Annotated in this window: 11 protein-coding genes; 1 reads left to right on the forward strand and 10 read right to left on the reverse strand. The window is 64.6% G+C overall.

The genetic code is table 11. The features are described from left to right. Positions 1–100: 100 nt before the first annotated feature. The 4 genes from ABWP50_RS03710 to ABWP50_RS03725 are packed head-to-tail and all read right to left on the reverse strand — an operon-like array spanning position 101 to position 4367. Entirely contained in the window at positions 101–1108 is a 1008-nt protein-coding gene (locus tag ABWP50_RS03710) for a glycosyltransferase (protein ID WP_353216643.1), read from the reverse strand. Beyond that, positions 1105–2100: a glycosyltransferase family 2 protein gene (locus ABWP50_RS03715; RefSeq protein ID WP_353216644.1), complete on the reverse strand. Its 996-nt coding sequence runs from the start codon at positions 2098–2100 to the stop codon at positions 1105–1107. The genes ABWP50_RS03710 and ABWP50_RS03715 overlap by 4 nt, the downstream gene beginning before the upstream one ends. Before the next feature lie 30 nt (positions 2101–2130). Further along, on the reverse strand, positions 2131–3060 hold the full coding sequence (locus ABWP50_RS03720) for a glycosyltransferase family 2 protein (RefSeq protein ID WP_353216645.1): 930 nt from the start codon (positions 3058–3060) through the stop codon (positions 2131–2133). Further along, positions 3057–4367, reverse strand: coding sequence for an oligosaccharide flippase family protein (locus ABWP50_RS03725; protein ID WP_353216646.1), 1311 nt, complete (start codon positions 4365–4367; stop codon positions 3057–3059). Before ABWP50_RS03725 ends, ABWP50_RS03720 begins: the two co-directional genes overlap by 4 nt. A 264-nt stretch (positions 4368–4631) precedes the next feature. Here ABWP50_RS03725 and ABWP50_RS03730 point away from each other — a divergent pair, with 264 nt between their 5' ends. After that, the gene (locus tag ABWP50_RS03730) at positions 4632–6017 is read left to right on the forward strand and encodes a WecB/TagA/CpsF family glycosyltransferase (RefSeq protein WP_353216647.1); all 1386 of its coding nucleotides are present in this window, start codon (positions 4632–4634) and stop codon (positions 6015–6017) included. Here ABWP50_RS03730 and ABWP50_RS03735 read toward each other — a convergent pair. From ABWP50_RS03735 to gltX, 6 genes are all read right to left on the reverse strand, one after another. Continuing rightward, positions 6011–7708 (reverse strand): response regulator, encoded by a 1698-nt coding sequence (locus ABWP50_RS03735; protein WP_353216648.1) that lies wholly within the window; start codon positions 7706–7708, stop codon positions 6011–6013. The two genes, ABWP50_RS03730 and ABWP50_RS03735, sit on opposite strands and share 7 nt — an antisense overlap. Next, a complete protein-coding gene (locus ABWP50_RS03740) occupies positions 7705–11241 on the reverse strand; it encodes an ATP-binding protein (RefSeq protein WP_353216649.1) in 3537 nt (1178 codons plus the stop codon). Before ABWP50_RS03740 ends, ABWP50_RS03735 begins: the two co-directional genes overlap by 4 nt. A 125-nt stretch (positions 11242–11366) precedes the next feature. Further along, positions 11367–12209, reverse strand: a complete 843-nt coding sequence (locus tag ABWP50_RS03745) for an SDR family NAD(P)-dependent oxidoreductase (protein WP_353216650.1) — start codon at positions 12207–12209, stop codon at positions 11367–11369. Positions 12210–12232: 23 nt separating this feature from the next. Continuing rightward, positions 12233–14362 (reverse strand): hypothetical protein, encoded by a 2130-nt coding sequence (locus tag ABWP50_RS03750; protein WP_353216651.1) that lies wholly within the window; start codon positions 14360–14362, stop codon positions 12233–12235. A gap of 109 nt (positions 14363–14471) precedes the next feature. Next, complete coding sequence (locus ABWP50_RS03755) at positions 14472–15755, reverse strand: citrate synthase (RefSeq protein ID WP_353216652.1); 1284 nt, start codon at positions 15753–15755, stop codon at positions 14472–14474. A gap of 32 nt (positions 15756–15787) precedes the next feature. Then, the gene (gene gltX, locus ABWP50_RS03760) at positions 15788–17209 is read right to left on the reverse strand and encodes a glutamate--tRNA ligase (RefSeq protein WP_353216653.1); all 1422 of its coding nucleotides are present in this window, start codon (positions 17207–17209) and stop codon (positions 15788–15790) included. Positions 17210–17492 lie beyond the last annotated feature (283 nt).

Genomic DNA, 17492 nt, shown 5'->3' on the forward strand with positions numbered 1-17492 from the left:
TGCTGGTGCTGTTTCTCTACAGCTTTGGCGAAAACCTCGAAGTGCTGGCCTATTTGTTCTGGCCGGCGCTGGTGCTGGTTGGCGCGGCGGCCCGGGCCGGTCAGGCCGCTGCAACGGGTTGATGGCGCGCAAACAGCGCCTGCCAGGCAGCGATCCGCTCGCGCTCGGCGGTCAGCATGATCTGGCGCCCGGCAATGCCCATCGCGGCCAGCGGCTGTGCCGGCAGCGCGGCCATGGCCGCCGCCAGTGTTTCGGCCGTGCTGCAATCGGCGATCACGCCGGCATCGCCCACTTGTTCGGGCATGCCATCAACATCGGCGACCAGCACGGCGCGCCCAGCCAGCTTGGCTTCGGCGACAACCTGGCCAAAGGCTTCCCAGCGTGATGGCACCACGATGACATCGCAGCGCGACAGGAATTCGGGCACATCACCGACCTTGCCGACAAAGTGGACGTGCGGCAGGCCAGCAGCCTGCGCCCGCAGCGCCGCATCATCGGCGCCAAAGCCGCCGAGCAGCAAGCTGAACCGGGCCGGATCAAGCTGCGCCATCGCGTCGATCAGCGTGTCGAAGCCCTTTTGCTCGCTGAAGCGGCCAAAGGCGCCAAGCACCAGCGGACGCTCAGGCGCGATTGTCGGCAGGGCCACCCGGTCGAGCTGCTGGCTGCCGCTCCAGGGATGGAGCACTTGCAGCTTGTCTGCTTTCAGCCCGGTGGCCGCGCGCAGCCAGCGCGCCTGGCCATGCGACACCGCAACAACTTCATCGAACAACCGACAGGCCAGGCGCAGCATGGTGCGAAACCGCCGTGGATTGGCGACCTTGGCGGCTTCCCAGGCGCCGGTGTAGCTGTGCTCGATATGGATCAGCCGGGCAGCTGGATTGCGCAGCCGCAGCGAAGCGAGAAACGGCAAGGCCTGCCAGCTCGGCGGAAAATGCGTGAAGATGATATCGGTGGCCAGCCGCGGCGCCAGGCGCTGGCGCGGGTCGGCCGGCAGCACCTGGCTGTCGATCTGCGCCGCCAGATCGGGGTGTGCATAGACACTCAACCCCTTGGCAACGCCTCCCAGTGCGAAATCATCGCACAGATGCACACAGCGCAGCCGCGTCATGCCGCTGCGCCATTGCCAAGGTAGCGCGCCGTCAGCGCCTGGAATTGTGCCGGCGGCAGCAGGCGTGCTGCCAGCGCCGCTGCCAGCGTCGTCAGGGTCTTGCGTGGCTCGGCCAGCATCATCGCCGGGCCGGCGCGCAGCGCCTGCAGTGACAGCGACCAGGCAAAACCGCCGTCGCCAAGCTGGATGGCCCGGCGCGCCAGATAGCGCAGCTGATAGGCCATTGCCTGCCGGCCGTGGCGCGCGATCAACTGCGGCGCTGCCTGGGCGGACTTGGCGATGGCGCGTTCCCAGCTTTCATACTGGCGGGCGATGTTGGCCGACAGGCCGCCGGCGATGATGCGATAATCGGTCAGCAAGCCGTCGATGCCTTCGAACCGGCAGCCATGGGCCGCAGACAGGCGCAGCCAGAGTTCGATATCCTCCGACTGGCGGAAGCTTTCGTCAAACCAGCAGGTGCGCCCAGGCACATCGGGATGCGCAAAGGCCGCGCGGTTGAGCGACGAGCGGCGCATCACCGCCGCCGAGCCATTGCCGACCGGATTGCGCTTCAGGATGTCGGCCGCCGTGATGCCGGTCAATTGCGGGCGCATGGCGGTCTGCAAGGGCTGGCCGGCGGCATCGATCATGCGCGAACCGGCATAGCTGACATCAACCGAGCTGTCGGCCTCCAGATGGATCATGTGCATCAGCAACTTGTTGCGATCCCAGCGGTCATCGGAATCGAGCAGCGCGATATAGTTTCCGCGCGCCGCAGCAATCCCGGTGTTGCGCGCGCCGGCAAGGCCGCGATTGGCCTGGCTGATGATACGAATACGCTTGTCGGTGAACATCCGGCAGATAACCATGCTTGCATCCTGGCCGCCATCGTCGATGATCAGCAGCTCCCAATTGGCAAAGCTTTGATCGATCACCGACTGGATGGCTTCGCCAACATATTCTTCGACATTATAGACCGGCATGATGACCGAAATGAGTGGCATGTTGTTCATTGTTCTGGTGTCCTTTTCGTGGGTTCGGGTTCAGGCAAACAGCCGGGCGCGCATCGTCGCCGGCAACAGCATGCCGACGAAGGCGCCGGCCAGGGTAAGGCCGCCGCGGCGGCGGTCGGCGAGAAAGGCCGGTGCGTTGCGGCGCATGCCGCGCAGCGCGAAATTCAGCGCATCGGCGGCAGGGCCGCCGCTGCGGAGCGCGCGCCGGGCCAGATAGCGGCAGTATACCGCCTCGGCAGCGGCAAGATCGATGCTGGCGCGGTGTTGATGGGCCAGCCGCCGCCAGCCGCGGTACATGCGGCGCAGATTGGATGACAGGCCAGTGGGCGACAGACGATATTCCACCAGCAGGCGATCGATGCCGCAAACGCCAAAGCCCGCAGCGGCAACGCGCGCCAGCCATTCCTGATCCTCGGCATAGCCCATGCCAGCGCGAAATCCGCCAACCGCATCGATACAGGCGCGGGTGACCACGACATTTGAGGTTGTGCACACCGGGTTTTCACCAATCAGCTGCGTCACCGTCAGCGGGCCGGGTGGAACCGTCGATTCGGTGCGGGCCGTGGTGCCGGGCGCGCGTCCTGCCTCCAGAAAGGCGATACGGGCATAGCTGACACCAACATCAGCGTTGGCGTTGTGGAATGCCCGGTGGCAGGCCAGCTTGTCCTGGTGCCAGATATCGTCGGCATCAAGGAACGCCAGCAAGCCGCCGCGCGCCAGTTCAACGCCCAGGTTGCGCGCCGCCGCCGGGCCGGCGTTGGCCTGCGACACGACGCGGATGCGGTCATCTATGGCCGCCATGGCCAACGCGATGGCGACACTGTTGTCGGCCGAACCATCATCGACAATGATCAGTTCGAAATCCGGGTCGGACTGCTCAAGCACGCTGGCAACGGTCGGGCCAAGCGAACCAATGGCATTGAACATGGGGATGATCACCGAAAAATGCGGGCTGGTCATGCGAAGTTTTCCTTGTTGGTGATGACGCTGGGGAGGGGGCTGCTGAGGCGGGTGCCGGCCGTGGACCGGGTGAACACAGCGATGGTGGCGGGCACCAGGATCAGCGCCAACCCGGCGACATAGGCCGCCGCGGCCATAGACAGGCCGTGCGGAGCCGCCAGGGCCAGTGCAGCCAGCGCGGCGATGGTCGCCGTTGTGCTGATCGCCGCATCAAGGCTGGTGGCACCATCGGCCCGCAACCAGGCGGTGGTGGCGGCCGATGCCACCATCGGCAGGGCTGCCAGCCCGAGCAACGCCACCAGCGGCGCCGCATCGGTCCACTGGCTGCCGAACAGCAGCGGGACATAAATCGGCGCGAGCAACACCTGCGCCAGCGTCATCGGCAGGAACACTGCAAGTCCGATGAGGAGGCCGCGGCGATAGCGCAGGGCCCGGGCTTCACGGTCGATTGCCTTGCACAACCAGGGAAACAGCACCGTCCCAAACGCGCTGACGAACGATGTGGTAATCCCAAGTCCGGCGTTGAAGGCGAAATACCAGATGCCCAGCGCCTTGACGCCCAGCAGGGCGCTGATGATCAGCTTGTCGATCTGGGCACGCGCCGCGCCGGCAATTTCGGTTGCCAGCACCCCGGCGCCAAAGCGCACGAAGCCGGCGGCAGGCACAAAGCCGGCGGCAGCATCACGCACCCAGGGCCGCGCCCGGCGCACCGCTGCCAGCCAGATCGGCGTGGTCAGCAGCTTGGGCAGCACGATGGCAAAGGCGATGCTGGCGGGATCAGGCCAGGCCAGCACCAGCACCAGGGTGAGCAGATGGTCAGCGAGCGTCTGGGTGGCGCCGATCCGTGCGGTCGTGGTCAGCCGGCCCTCGCGCATCAACAAGAACACCTGAACCAGACCGGCCGGCATGGTGAGATAGACCAGGCTGAGCAGCGCCAGCATCGCCGCTGCCGCCGGCTGGGTGGCGGAGAGCAGGGCAGCCAGCGCCAGTTGCAGCACCGTGATCATCGGGCACCAGATCCAGAACAGCCGATGCGCGCTGTTGCACGTCGCTGCCAGCAGCGCCTCGGGCGCCGCAATGATCCGCTGGCCGATCCCGGCATTGGCCAGCACCCGCACCAGCTCGAACAATGACAGCGCCAGCGCTGCTGCTCCCATCAGTTCAGGGGACAGCCGGCGCGCAATGACGATCACGGTCAGGATACGGGTGACGCGCACCACCAATTCGGCGGAGCCATAGGCCGCCAGGCCGCGCAGCAAGGCGTTCCCGTCTTCGGTCTGTCTGGCCTTGATAGCGCTGAGTGGCATGAAGCAGTCCTTGTGTCGGCCATGATCGGCCGTTCTGCTCATGACTATTCAAGAAGCGTGCCAAGCACCGCCGCCGGGCATGTGGCAGCCAGCGCCTGCAAAAAGCACCGGGGTTGTTGGATATTGCAACGTTCTTAGGTGCAGCCTGAGACGAATGTCGCATTTCGGGGCGATTTGCGCCCAAGCCGGCACAGGGCACGAACTTGGCACGCTTCGTGCTTAACCAATAGCAACACTCAAGCTCAACCTGTCAGGGAATGACCGATGCGCCAAAATCATGATTTCGATCCCAAATCCGAAAGCCTCGACACGCCGCTGTTCGATCTGTCGCTGCTCGATGCCAGCCGCCGCGAAACCGCTGACGCGCTCGTCAATCTGGCGGGCCAGGGGGTTCCGATGGTCGTCAACTTCGTCAATGCGCATTGCGTCAATCTTGCCAACCAACGCGATGACTATGCAGCGACCCTGCGGGACAGCGACGCGCTGTTACCCGATGGATCCGGCATTCGCCTCGCTGCGCGTCTTGCCGGCACGCACACCGGCGACAATCTGAACGGCACCGATCTGTTTCCCCATATCTGCGAACACGCTGCGGCGCGCGGTGCCGCGATCTTCCTGATCGGTGGCAGCCCCGGCATTGCCGCCGCCGCAGCAGCGGCAATGCAGGCACGATTTCCGAATCTGATAATTGCCGGCACCCAGCACGGTTATTTTTCCGACAGCGAAAATGACGCTGTGGTTGACGCAATCAACGCATCAGGTGCTGCGATCCTGTTTGTCGGCTTTGGCGTGCCGCGCCAGGAGCTGTGGATCGCCCGGCACCGTGATCGGATCGATGTGCCGCTGTTGCTCGGTGTCGGCGGTCTGTTCGATTATTATTCCGGCCGGATTCCGCGCGCGCCGCTGCTGCTGCGCCGGCTGGGCTGTGAATGGACGTGGCGCCTGTGGCAGGAGCCGCGGCGGCTGGCACGCCGCTATCTGCTTGGCAATCTGGTGTTTGTTGGCCACGCGCTGCGCCATGCCTACCGGGCAACGGGCCTGGCCGCGAACATCGGGGCCAGCATCAAGCGCGGCGTTGATATTGCCGCATCGGCGCTGCTGCTGCTGCTGCTGGTGCCGGTTCTGCTCGGTGTTGCGCTGGCCATCAAGATTGAGGATCGCGGCCCGGTGCTGTTCCGCCAGACCCGCATTGGATGGAATGGTCGGCCGTTTACCATGCTCAAGTTCCGGTCGATGCATATCGATGCCGAAGCGCGCCGGGCGGCTCTGTTGGAGCAGAACGAGCGCGACAGTGTCTGTTTCAAGATGCGCCGCGATCCCCGCATCACCAGGGTCGGCGCGGTCATCCGGCGCTTTTCCCTCGATGAGCTGCCGCAGATCATCAACGTCCTGATCGGCGACATGTCACTCGTCGGCCCGCGTCCGGCCCTGCCCAGCGAAGTGGCGACCTATGCTGGCCGCAGCTGGCAGCGTCTGGGCGGCAAACCCGGCATCACCTGCATCTGGCAGGTGTCGGGCCGCGCCGAAATCGCGTTCGAGCAACAGGTCGAAATGGACATCGCCTACCTCGGCGTGCGCAGCCTGATGACCGATGTCGGGCTACTGCTGCGCACGATCCCGGCGGTTATCGGCGGGCGCGGCGCCTATTGATCGGTGGCGCGGCGGTTGTGGGGCACGGCGGCTGTCAACAGTGCGCGGCCATCCACTATCGCCGTTTCCACGATGGCGCAAAGCGCCGCTGCCGTGTCAGCGCCGGGATGCGGCGTGTCTCGGCTTGCCGCCAACAAAACGGTCAGCCGTTCGACGCCAAAATTGCTGGCAACGCCGATCAGGCTGTGCCGCGCCCGGCGCACAGCCTCGGCGTCGGCATTTGCCGTCCCGGCGGCGAAATCATCCGCCAGCTGCGTCAGGTCGCGCGCGACCTGGTCAAACAGCCTGGCACGGCGGCCCTCCGGCAGCGCTTCCATGGCGGCCAGGAAGATCTGCGCGTTGATCACTGGCTTCTGGGCCAGAACTGCCCGCAGTGCCTGCTTCAGCAGCGGCACGGTGATCGGTTTGGCCAGACATTCGTTCATGCCGGCACGCCGCAACGCTTCCCGCTCGGACTGGATGGCCTGCGCCGTCACGCCGATGATCGGGACGGTGCCAGCCGTGCCATCCAGCAGCCTGATCTGCCGCGTCGCCTCGGCGCCGTCCATCACCGGCATCTGGATGTCCATCAAGATGGCATCGATCCCGCCCAATTGCGCCGCCGCCAGCGCCAGCGCGCCATTGCCCACCACAAGATGCTCGCACCCGATGGCTTCCAGCATGCTGGTCAGCACGATCTGGTTGGTTTCGATATCTTCGGCCACCATGATCCGTGGTCGCCGCCCGGCCACGACAAGCGGCAGATCGTCGATAGCCACTTGCGAAACGGGCTTGGGCGCCGGCGTTGATCCGTGATCGGTCTCGGCATCGGCAATATCGATGATCTCGTCGATTAATATGCGCAATTCGTCGCCCGCTGCACGCGCCAATTGCAACTGGCGTTCCTGCGCCGGATCAAGCCGCGTTTGCGCCAGCGCCGTCATCATGCCGAGCACGCCGTTCATCGGCGTGCGGATCTTGTGGCTCATCCTGGCCAGAAACTGATTTTTCGAAACATACGCCGCTTCGGTTCGGGCATGACTTGCGGCCAGGGCGGCGGCGCTCAGTTCAAGCTCGATCACCCGCTGGGCGAGCATTGCGTCCGACCGCCAAAGCCGCCGCAGCGTGCGCTGGCTGACCAATTGCAGCGCCTCGGCGCGCCGCTGGGCAGCGCGCTGCACCGTGATATCCTGCACCGTTCCCGAAATCGTCGATCGATTGTCCTGCGACAGGTTGCGGCTGACCGACCAGCGCAGCCAGCGTAGCGACCCATCCGGCCGAATGATGCGGAATTCGTAAACATACTCATTGCCAAACTCAGCATTGGCAAAGACATCTGCCTGCACAGCCACGATACGGTCCCTATCAAGCGGGTGCAGAACCCGCGCCACATCGGTCACCGTCACGGCGCGATCGGCCGGTTGCCCGATGATGTCGGCGAGGGACTCCGACGCCCGGAAGCTTTCGCCCTCCGTCCCGAAAAAGCTGGCAATGCCGCCCAGCCGCTGCGCTTGCAGCAGGTTGCGATTGCCAGCGTCAAGCTGCGCAACCAGTATCTGTTCGCGCTGGCGCAGGTCGCGGTTGCTGCGATCCAGCTCCCGCGAGCGGCGTTCCAGCAGCGATTCCGCCTCGCCGCGCGCTGCCTCCGCGCGTTTCAGGCGGCGTTCCAGCAAGGCATAGGCCGCAGCCAGATCCGCTTGGTTATCGGTCATGATGCAGTCGCCAATGAATTTGCAACCCGCTGCAGAACAGCATCGGTCTGGGCCTGAATGGCCGTGCCAAGCCATTGGCACAGCGCCGGATCGACCGCCGCCACCAGCGCCTCACCAAAGGCACAGCGCGCCGCCAGCGGCGTGTCGCCCAGCGTGTGGCCCAGCCCCGCCAGGGCGTGCAGCGCACGTTGCGCCGCGGCGCGATCAGCGTCCGAAAGCGCCGCAACCAGCAGCAGCGATTGCCGCGTCACATCGGCCACCACGCTTTTGGCAAGCCCTGCCCGCGCCGCCGCCGGTAACGAAGCCAGCAGCGCCTGCAGAGCCGATGCGGGATCGGTTTCGCCGGCAACAGGCGCACGCGACAGCACTGCCCCCAGGCTTTCGGCCAGACGTTGCCGGTCAAAAGGTTTGGGCAAAATGCCGTCTGCGCCTGCGGCCTCCAGCAGGTGCGACGCCGCGCCGGTGCCGGCGGTAAATCCGATAATCGCAACGCGGCCCGCAGCGCCCGGCAACAGCCGAACCAGCCCTATCGCCGCCGCCCCGTCCAGCACCGGCAATTGATTGTCCATCAACACCACATCGAAATCGCCAGCAAACAGGTGGGCCAGTGCCGCCATGCCATCAGCAACCAGCACAGCGTCACAGCCCAGCGCCTGCAAATGCGCTTCGGTCACCTGCCGCGTCGTGGCATTGTCCTCCACCACCAGCACCCGCGGCGCAGCGCCGGCTGCATTGATCAGAACGGGCGCGGCGCCGGTATCTGCGGCGCCAGCGGCAACGATGGGCAAGCCAAGCTCGAGCCAGAAGCAACTGCCAACGCCCGGCGTGCTGGTCACGCCGATCCGGCCGCCCATCGCCTCGGCCAGCCGGCGGCTGATCGACAGGCCCAGGCCGGTGCCGCCATGGGTGCGGGCAATGCCGGGCTCGGCTTGCTGAAACGGCGTGAACAGCTTGGGCAGCACATCGGCGGCAATTCCGATGCCGCTGTCATGAACCTCGATCCGTACCACATCGCCCTCAAGGCGCGTGCCTGCCACTCGGACACTGCCTTGCGCCGTGAATTTGACCGCATTGCCCACCAGGTTCGACAAGATCTGCTGCAGCCGCGAGGGATCACCCTTTGCCCGGCCAAGGCCAGCCGCCGGTGCAATGATCGTGACGCCCTTCGCTGCGGCGAGCGGCCGAAACATCTGTGCAGTTTGCTCGATGACGTCACCGAGATCGAACGCGACGGATTCGAGGCGCAGTGCGCCGCTCTCCATCCGCGAATGCTCCAGCACATCATCCAGCACCACCATCAGCGTGCGGGCCGAGCGCGCAATCCCGGCAAATGACATGGATTCGGGGAGTTGCCCGCCGGTTTCCGCCATCAGATCGAGCATGCCGATGATGCCGGTCATCGGGGTGCGAATCTCATGGCTGACAGTGGTCAGCAGTTCGGCGCGGGCTTGCGCGGCGGCATCGGCGGCTTCGCGGGCTTCGGTCAGCCGGCGCTTGGCGTCGCTTTCTTCGGTGATGTCGCGCATGACGCCAAAGATCGAGACCAAATCGCCAGCTTCGTCCCGCTCCGGCCGCGATTCGATGACGACGCGGCGGAGCACGCCATCGGCCCGGATGATCTCGCTGGTGGTTCGGCCCGGCTTGCCGTCCTTGATCAGCGCCCCGATCATTGATTCGACGCCGGATCGCTGCGCCGGCGCATAAAATTCCATGACCATCGCCATGGTCACAGCGGTGCCCTCGGCCACGCCATGGATGCGATAGGTGCCTGCCGACCATTCGACACGGTCCTGCCCGATGCGGTAGCGCCAATGGCCGATTGCCGCCATGTCCTCGGCCAATGTGAGCAGGCGCAGGCTTTCTTCCAGTTGCAGGCGCTGCTGCCGGTCATCGCTGATGTCACGCATTATTTCGGCAAAGCCGATTAGCTGTTCGGCTTCATCCATGATCGCTTCGGTTACGATCGATGCCCAGAACCGGCTGCCGTCCCGCCGTTTGCGCCAGCCTTCGGCAATGGCCCGGCCGTTTGCTCGCGCCGCCTGTTGCAACGCACTGGGCGCAGCTGCGCCGGCTTCACCATCGTCCGGCACCAGCAAAGCAATGGATTGGCCCAGCATGGCATTTGCGGCAAAGCCGGTCATGCTTTCGGCACCGCGGTTCCAGTTAATGATGCGGCCAGTTCGATCGAGCATGTAGATCGCATGGTTTTGGACCGACTGCGCAAGCAGGTCGAAGGATCGCTTCAAACGCTTGCGTTCGGTATCAATGGCGTCTTCCATGGCATCGAAACTGGCACTCAATCGTGCGACTTCTTCAGGCACATCCGGATCAATCGGCAACGGCGTCACGCGATGCCCTGACCTGGCCGCAATGTCTTCGGCCCGCACCGCCAGCGCCAGCAGTGGTTCCCCGACGGTGCGGCGCATCAACTGCCAGATCAACAGGATCAGCGCAGCCACGACGATCAAGCCGACGGCGAGCAGCGTCAAGGCCGCGCGCAGGGATTGCGCGACAACAGCCTTGCGCGGGAAATAGGTGACAACATGCCAGCCCGGCGTCTCGACCGGGTTGAGCGCCACATAGGCATCAAGCTGGGGCACAAGGCCGGTAAAACGCGATTTGCCGTTCTGCGCCTGGATGAACGCCCAGAGCGCGCGGGAACGCGGATCACTGGCATTGGTCAGATCAAGATGCCGGCCCGTGGCCTTGGCCGACTGGACGGTCAGTGCCGGATCAAAGATCAATCGGCCCGCCTTCGAAACGATCACGGTCCGGGCACCGGGCGGCCCGGCCGGAATGCCGCCGGCGAACAATTCGTGCAGCAACAGGCTGACGCCCCAACTGCCGATGTGGCGGCCAGCGATATCCATCGGCGTCATGCAGCCAGTGGTCCAGGTCTTGCCACTGGGATCGTATGTCGCCTCTTCCAGATCGGTGCACCGCAAACGGCGATCCGGATTGTTGGCCGGTGTCATGATCCGGGCGACGCTGGACTGCTGGAAATTCAGGCTGGCGGGGGCAGTCTGCCGGTAAAATCGCAGCCGGTCTTCCCGGCCGGGCGCGTGGATGATGATGTCATTGTCTGGCGTGAAGAAATACAGGCTGGTCAATTCCGGGCCGATGCCGCCACTGGTCGCCTGCAACGAGTCGAAGGCCGCCAGCAAGGTGCGCAGCCGCGCTGCCGGCATGTCGTCGCCGTGGGAAATATAGGCACCCACACCGGTCACGATGCTGCCGTCTGGCCGCACCTCGCCGTCAAAAAGCGCCGGCCTGCTGCGGCGCGTGCCGTCCTTGGCCATCGGAAAATCGGCGTTGAAGGCGGCTGCTGCCAGCGGCCGCGGCGCCGCCATCAGCTTGCGCATGCTGATCGCTGCCTTGTTTTCGATCGCTGCAATCTTGACGAATCGCCGCTGCTGATCGGCAGCGACATTGCGGCCAAAGGCATCGAGCGCGGCCAGCGCTTCGGTTTCGGAGTGGCCGCGCTCCACCACGAACACGACGGGGATCGCGGCCAGAAACAGCAACACGATCACCAATGCGATGGTCGAAGTTGCCTTCCGCGTGAACGATCGAGACGACACAGGAGCGAGCATAGAGGGGAACAGCGGCGTCCGCCAGATGGACAAGACTGCCGCCCTGACGGTCATCTGGCCGGCGATCAGCCCTGCATTGCGGCCATCATGCGGCCGAAAAACACACCATCGTCCAGCGTGTCGCTCATGGCGATCCAGGCTTCGTCGCTCATGCTGCTGCGCATGGCCAAAAACATCTCGGCATCCTGGCCGCACCGCGTCCGGAAGGCGATGTTGCGGCCATCGACGATATCAAGCACGGCATTGGCCACCACCGCGGGCGACGTGCCGTTCTTCGCATCGGCGTTCATCGCCACCATGCGGCCGCCATGCGGATAGGCGCTATCAGTGCGCGGCTGCGGCAGATTGGCGACGGCCATATCGGTGGCGATGATCCCCGGCTCGATGAGCGCGACCCGTACCCCAAAGGGCGCCAATTCCTGCGCCAGCGCTTCGCTCGCTGCCTCCAACGCAAATTTCGACGAGGCGTAGGCGCTGTGGGTAAAGGCCGCCATTTGCCCGGCGATCGACGTGATGTTGATGATCAGGCCCTGCCGGCGCATGCGCATGGCCGGCACCACGGCCTTCATGCACCGTACCGGGCCAAAGAAATTGGTGTTCATCACCGCCTGCATCATGGCGATGGTCTCGTCCTCAAGGGCGTTGATCGAAAGGATGCCGGCGTTGTTGATCAGCACATCGATGGCGGCCATGCCCGGCTGGGCAAACAGCGCAGCAACCGCGGCATCAACATCGACATCCAACACCGCCAAGCTGATCGCCAGCTGCTCCTGCGCTGCGATATCGGCAAGGTCGCTGCCGCTGGTGTCCCGCATGGTCGCCACCACGTCGTGGCCGGCGCGGGCCAGCGTGAGGGTGATTTCGCGACCAATCCCGCGCCGCGCGCCAGTAACCAGAATTCGTGCCATCACATGCGTCCCTTGTGTTGCCGCTAATTGAATCGGCCCGCTGCCTGCCCGATTGCCAGATACAGTTTGCCGTAGGTGGACGACAGCAGGGTCGCGCCCAGCGCCTCGCCGCCGCGGTCAGGGACGATTTCGCTGACCAAGGCTTCGAATTCGTTCAGGAAACGGCTGGCTTCGTTGCGAAATTCGGTGTCATGGCTAAAATGGCGCACGAATTGTCGGCCGGTGCCGTGATCAAGGCCGGTGGCCAGGCGGCGGGCAATAGCGCTGCGATCGCCCGCAGCGTAATCCCGCCAGGCCTGATCATCGATATCAAACGCCAGCAATTTCGCCAGATCGACTGCGCTGGATTGCAGCGTGTCGATTAGCGCGTTGGCGCGGCGGCCCAGCGCGTTGCGGGCCCGCACATCGGCGCGGGTTTCCACGGCATCCACATGCGCCTCAACTTCGGAAATCGTGCGCGTCAGCGCCACCAGCCGCTGCGCAACGCGCTCGGCCGCCACTTGCGCCGAATCGCCGGCGCGGCCCTGCGCTGCGACCAGTTCATCGATGCGCAGGCGGATCGGCCGGGCAAAGGCGGTTTCTGCCGTATCGATTGCGGCACGGTTCAGGGCGGCTTCGGCTTCGGCCACCACGCCTTGCAGTGCGGCCTTCATCTGCCCGGCCGCCGCTTGCGCCACTTCACGCACCCGGCCAAAACTGTCGATCAATTCGCCCGATGTGGTCAGTGCCAATCGGCTGGCGCTGTTTTCCATGTCACGCAATTGGGCTTGCGCCGCTGCGATGGCCGCCGCCAGATCAGTGCTGCTGGCCGCCAGTGTTTCGCGGGCCAGCGCCAGCCGATCGGTGGCAGCATCGATCGTGTTGCTGCCGGCTTCGATGGGGGCCAGCAGCGCCAGCGCATCGGCCTGCAACGCGGCCATTTGGCTGCCAAGCGCGGTCAGCAGCGGGGCGTTGGCTGGCAGCCGTTTTTCGATCAACGCCGCTGTCTGGCTGGCCGCCTGTGCCATGGCATCCAGCCGGGCCTGCACGTCTGCCAATGCCGCAGCGCTGGCGCTGATCGGGGCTGCCAGCGCATCGGCATTGGCAGCGGCGCTGATCAGGCGGGCATCCAGCGTGCCCACGGCATCGGCACTGGCAGTGACAGCAGCGCCCAGCCGCTGTTCGAGCGCCTCGACCCGGCTGCCCAGATCGGTCACCAACGCCGTGGTGTTTTGCCCGGCCGCTGCAATTTCGGCAGCGATGCTTGCGGCGAGCGCCTGCAATTGCACCAGCCGCTCATCGACTGCGCGCGCCGCATCGCCACCGATGTGCGCCAGCGTAGTGCGCGCCTGGTCCAGGCTGGCCAGCATCGCACTGCTGTGCACATGCACGGCGTCGCGGGCGACATCCACCGCACTGGCCGTGCGCGTGAATGCGGTATCGAGCGCGCTGTTCAGTTCGGCCAGCGGCTCGGCCACGGCGCTGTGCGCCCGGCTTGCAGCGGCCGCCATCGCATCCAGGCCGGCGCGGCTGGTATCAGCAGCGGCGCGGGCTTCGGCGTCGGCTTCGGAGGCGCGGGTGTACAGGCTGGCCAGCAGGGTTTCGGTGTCGGCCAACTGGCCGCGCAGCTGATTGTCGGCGCGATCGAGCAGGGCAATCAACGCTTCGGCCTGCGCGGTAGCGGCTGGTACGGTCCCGGCAACAGCGCCGCTGGCTGTAACGGCTGCAGCGACGGTGCCGGCCAGCTGCGTGTTGCCGGTTTCCAGCGCCGCAGCGGCGGCAGCAAGCGCAGCGTTGTGGCCGGCAATCGGCCGGGCCAGATCCGCCAGCCGGTTGGCAGTGGTGTCCAGTTGCGCCTCCAGCCGGGCGAGCGCGGCGGCGCTGCGGTCGATATCGATGGCGGCAAGCTGGCTGCGGGTGTGCGCGGTTTCGGCTCTGATCGCGGCAATCGCGCCGGCATCGCGCAGGTGCAGCATGGCCAGCAAGATCACTGCCAGCGGTGCCAGCGCGGCCAGGCCAGCAATGATCAGCGGCATGGCGGCAGCATCCAGCACGATCTGGCCGGTGTACACCGCCCATCCAGCCGCAATCGCAGCCGTCCACACCAGGCTGGCAGCAATGGCGACATACCATGGCCAGCGGCGAGGGGGCGGGGACGTCATCACATCGTGCATATCGCCGCCACAGACAGGAAAAAAGGCTGCCGTTCAAGCCGGCAGCCTCTTTCACGGCGCTTCTCTTGCAAAGTTTCAACCAATGCGAGCTGCACCTGGTGATTTGCAATCAGCCTCGTTGGCTCAGAGGCACATATTCACGGCGATCATGGCCGGTGTACAGCTGGCGCGGGCGGCCGATGCGCTGCTCGGGATCTTCCATCATCTCGGTCCATTGGGCAATCCAGCCAACCGCGCGGGAGATGGCAAACAGCACCGTGAACATCGAGGTTGGGAAGCCGATGGCCGACATGACGACGCCTGAATAGAAATCGACGTTCGGATAGAGTTTCTTGTCAATGAAATACGGATCGTTCAGCGCAATCTGCTCAAGTTCGCGGGCGACATCGAAGATCGGGTCGCTGATGCCCATCCGGTCGAGCACATTCTTGGCGACGCCAGCCATCACCTTGGCGCGCGGATCGTAATTCTTGTATACGCGGTGGCCAAAGCCCATCAGGCGGAACGGATCATCCTTGTTCTTGGCGCGCGCGATGAATTCCGGGATGCGTTCCGGCCGGCCAATTTCGCGCAGCATGTTCAAGGCCGCTTCGTTGGCGCCGCCGTGGGCAGGGCCCCACAGGCAGGCGATGCCGGCCGAAATGCACGCAAACGGGTTGGCGCCCGACGAACCAGCCAGCCGCACCGTCGATGTGGAGGCATTCTGTTCGTGATCGGCCTGCAAGATCAGCAATTTTTCCATCGCATCTTCAACGACGGGATCAATCTCATAAGGCTCGGCCGGCACGCCAAAGGTCATACGCAGGAAATTGCCGGCAAAGGACAGGCTGTTGTCCGGGTACAGGAACGGCTGCCCGATCGAATATTTGTAGGCCATGGCAGCCAGCGTCGGCATTTTTGCGATAATGCGGTGCGATGCGATCACACGCTGCTTGGGATCGTGGATATCGGTGCTGTCGTGATAAAATGCCGCCATGGCGCCCACGATGCCGCACATGATCGCCATCGGGTGAGCATCGCGCCGGAAGCCGCGATAGAAGGTCGCCAGCTGCTCATGGATCATGGTGTGGCGCGTTATATTGCGCGTGAATTCCACATTCTGTTCGGCATTGGGCAGATCGCCATTCAGCAGCAGATGCGCCACTTCCAGGAAGCTGGATTGCTCGGCCAATTGTTCGATCGGGTAACCGCGATACAGAAGAATGCCTTCATCACCGTCGATATAGGTGATTTTGGATTCGCAGCTCGCGGTGCTGGTGAAGCCCGGATCATAGGTGAACCGGCCCGTGTTGGCATAAAGCTTGCGAATGTCGATCACCTGCGGACCGACGCTGCCGGCGTGCACCGGATATTCGTCGCCGGCGCTGCCGATGCTGATATTGGCTGTGGTCATCCCAAATTCCTTTCGTTCGTCACGTCAGCCGGTCAGCCCAGCACATCATCGATTCGGCCCAGAACCTCGTCTCGGCCCAGCACATCCAGAACTTCAAACAGCCCTGGCGACTGCGCCGACCCGGTGACCGCAGCGCGCAATGGCTGCGCAACCTGGCCGAGCTTCAAACCGCATTCTTCTGCCAGCGCCCGCGCCGATGCCTCGAGCGCGGCCGCCGTCCAGTCTGTTTGCGCAGCGAATCGTGTTCGCGCGCGCTCAAGCAAACCGGACGTCGCAGACGCTAGCAGCTTGGTCGCACCATCGTCCATGATTATTGGGCGGGTGCGAAGATAGAAAAGGCATCCACTGGCCAAATCATTGATGTTGCTGGCACGTTTCTTCAATTCCGCCATGGTGCGCTGCAAGATATCATGATCGCGCGCGGTCAGATCCCGGCCCAGCGCGATTGCCACCTGCGGCGCAATCAATGCCACCAGCCGGATGTCATCGGCGGCGCGCAGATAGTGCCCGTTCAGATTTTCCAGCTTTTTCTGATCAAACCGCGAAGGCGACCGGCCGACACCGGCCAGATCAAACCATTCCACCGCTTGCGCGCGGCTGATGGTTTCGGCGTCGCCGTGCCCCCAGCCCAGCCGCAGCAGATAGTTTTCAACAGCTTCGGGCAGCATGCCCAGCTGATCGCGGTAGGCATCAACCCCCAACGCGCCGTGGCGCTTTGATAATTTGGCACCGTCGCTGCCGTGGATCAGCGGGATATGCGCATAAATCGGTTCCGGCCACTCCAGCGCGCGGATCAGGGCCAGTTGCCGGAAGGCATTGTTGAGGTGATCGTCGCCGCGAATGACGTGGGTCACGCCCATGTCGTGATCGTCCACCACCACGGCCAGCATGTAGGTTGGCGTGCCATCGGACCTTAGCAGCACGAAATCATCCAGCTCGGCATTGTTCACCGTCACCGGCCCCTGCACTTGATCCACGATTGTCACCGCGCCGTCACGCGGCGCCTTCAGGCGGATCACATAGGGCAGCTCGTTCGGCCAATCGCTGCGATCGCGCCAGCGGCCATCGTAACGCATCGGCTGTTTGGCGGCGCGCTGGGCCTCGCGCAGCGCCTCCAGTTCGGCGGGCGTCGCATAACAGCGATAGGCATGACCGGCCGCGAGCAGCTGGTGGGCCACATCGGCATGGCGGGCGGCCCGGCTGAACTGATACACGATCTCCCCATCATGGCTCAGGTTCAGCCACGCCATGCCATCGAGAATGGCGGCAATCGCCGGCTCCGTTGAGCGCGCGCGGTCGGTATCTTCGATGCGCAGGTGAAATTCGCCGCCATGGTGGCGCGCAAACAGCCAGTTGAACAGCGCCGTGCGCGCGCCGCCAATATGCAGAAAACCTGTCGGCGAGGGCGCAAACCGTGTGATCACCTTGCCAATGTCATGCTTGCTTGCGCTCATGCGCGTTTCATCCAATCCTGTGCGTTGATGGCAGCCCAGATGGGGCTGTAACCCGGCCGATCAGCTAGCAGAAGGGCGCAGGCCATACAAATTTCAGCCATCCAAACCGCAGCCCCACCGTCATCAGGCCCGGCGCGATGATGCCAGCTTGGCACGATATGATGGCAGCGGAACGCGATCGGCTGGCCCTGTGGCTGCCGGTGGCGCTGGCGGCCGGCATTCTGCTGTGGTTTGCGCTGCCGTGGGCGCCGTGGCGGCAGGCTGCGGCTGCTGGCTTGCTGGC

This window comes from Sandarakinorhabdus sp., from assembly GCF_040398645.1.
Lineage (GTDB): Bacteria > Pseudomonadota > Alphaproteobacteria > Sphingomonadales > Sphingomonadaceae > Sandarakinorhabdus.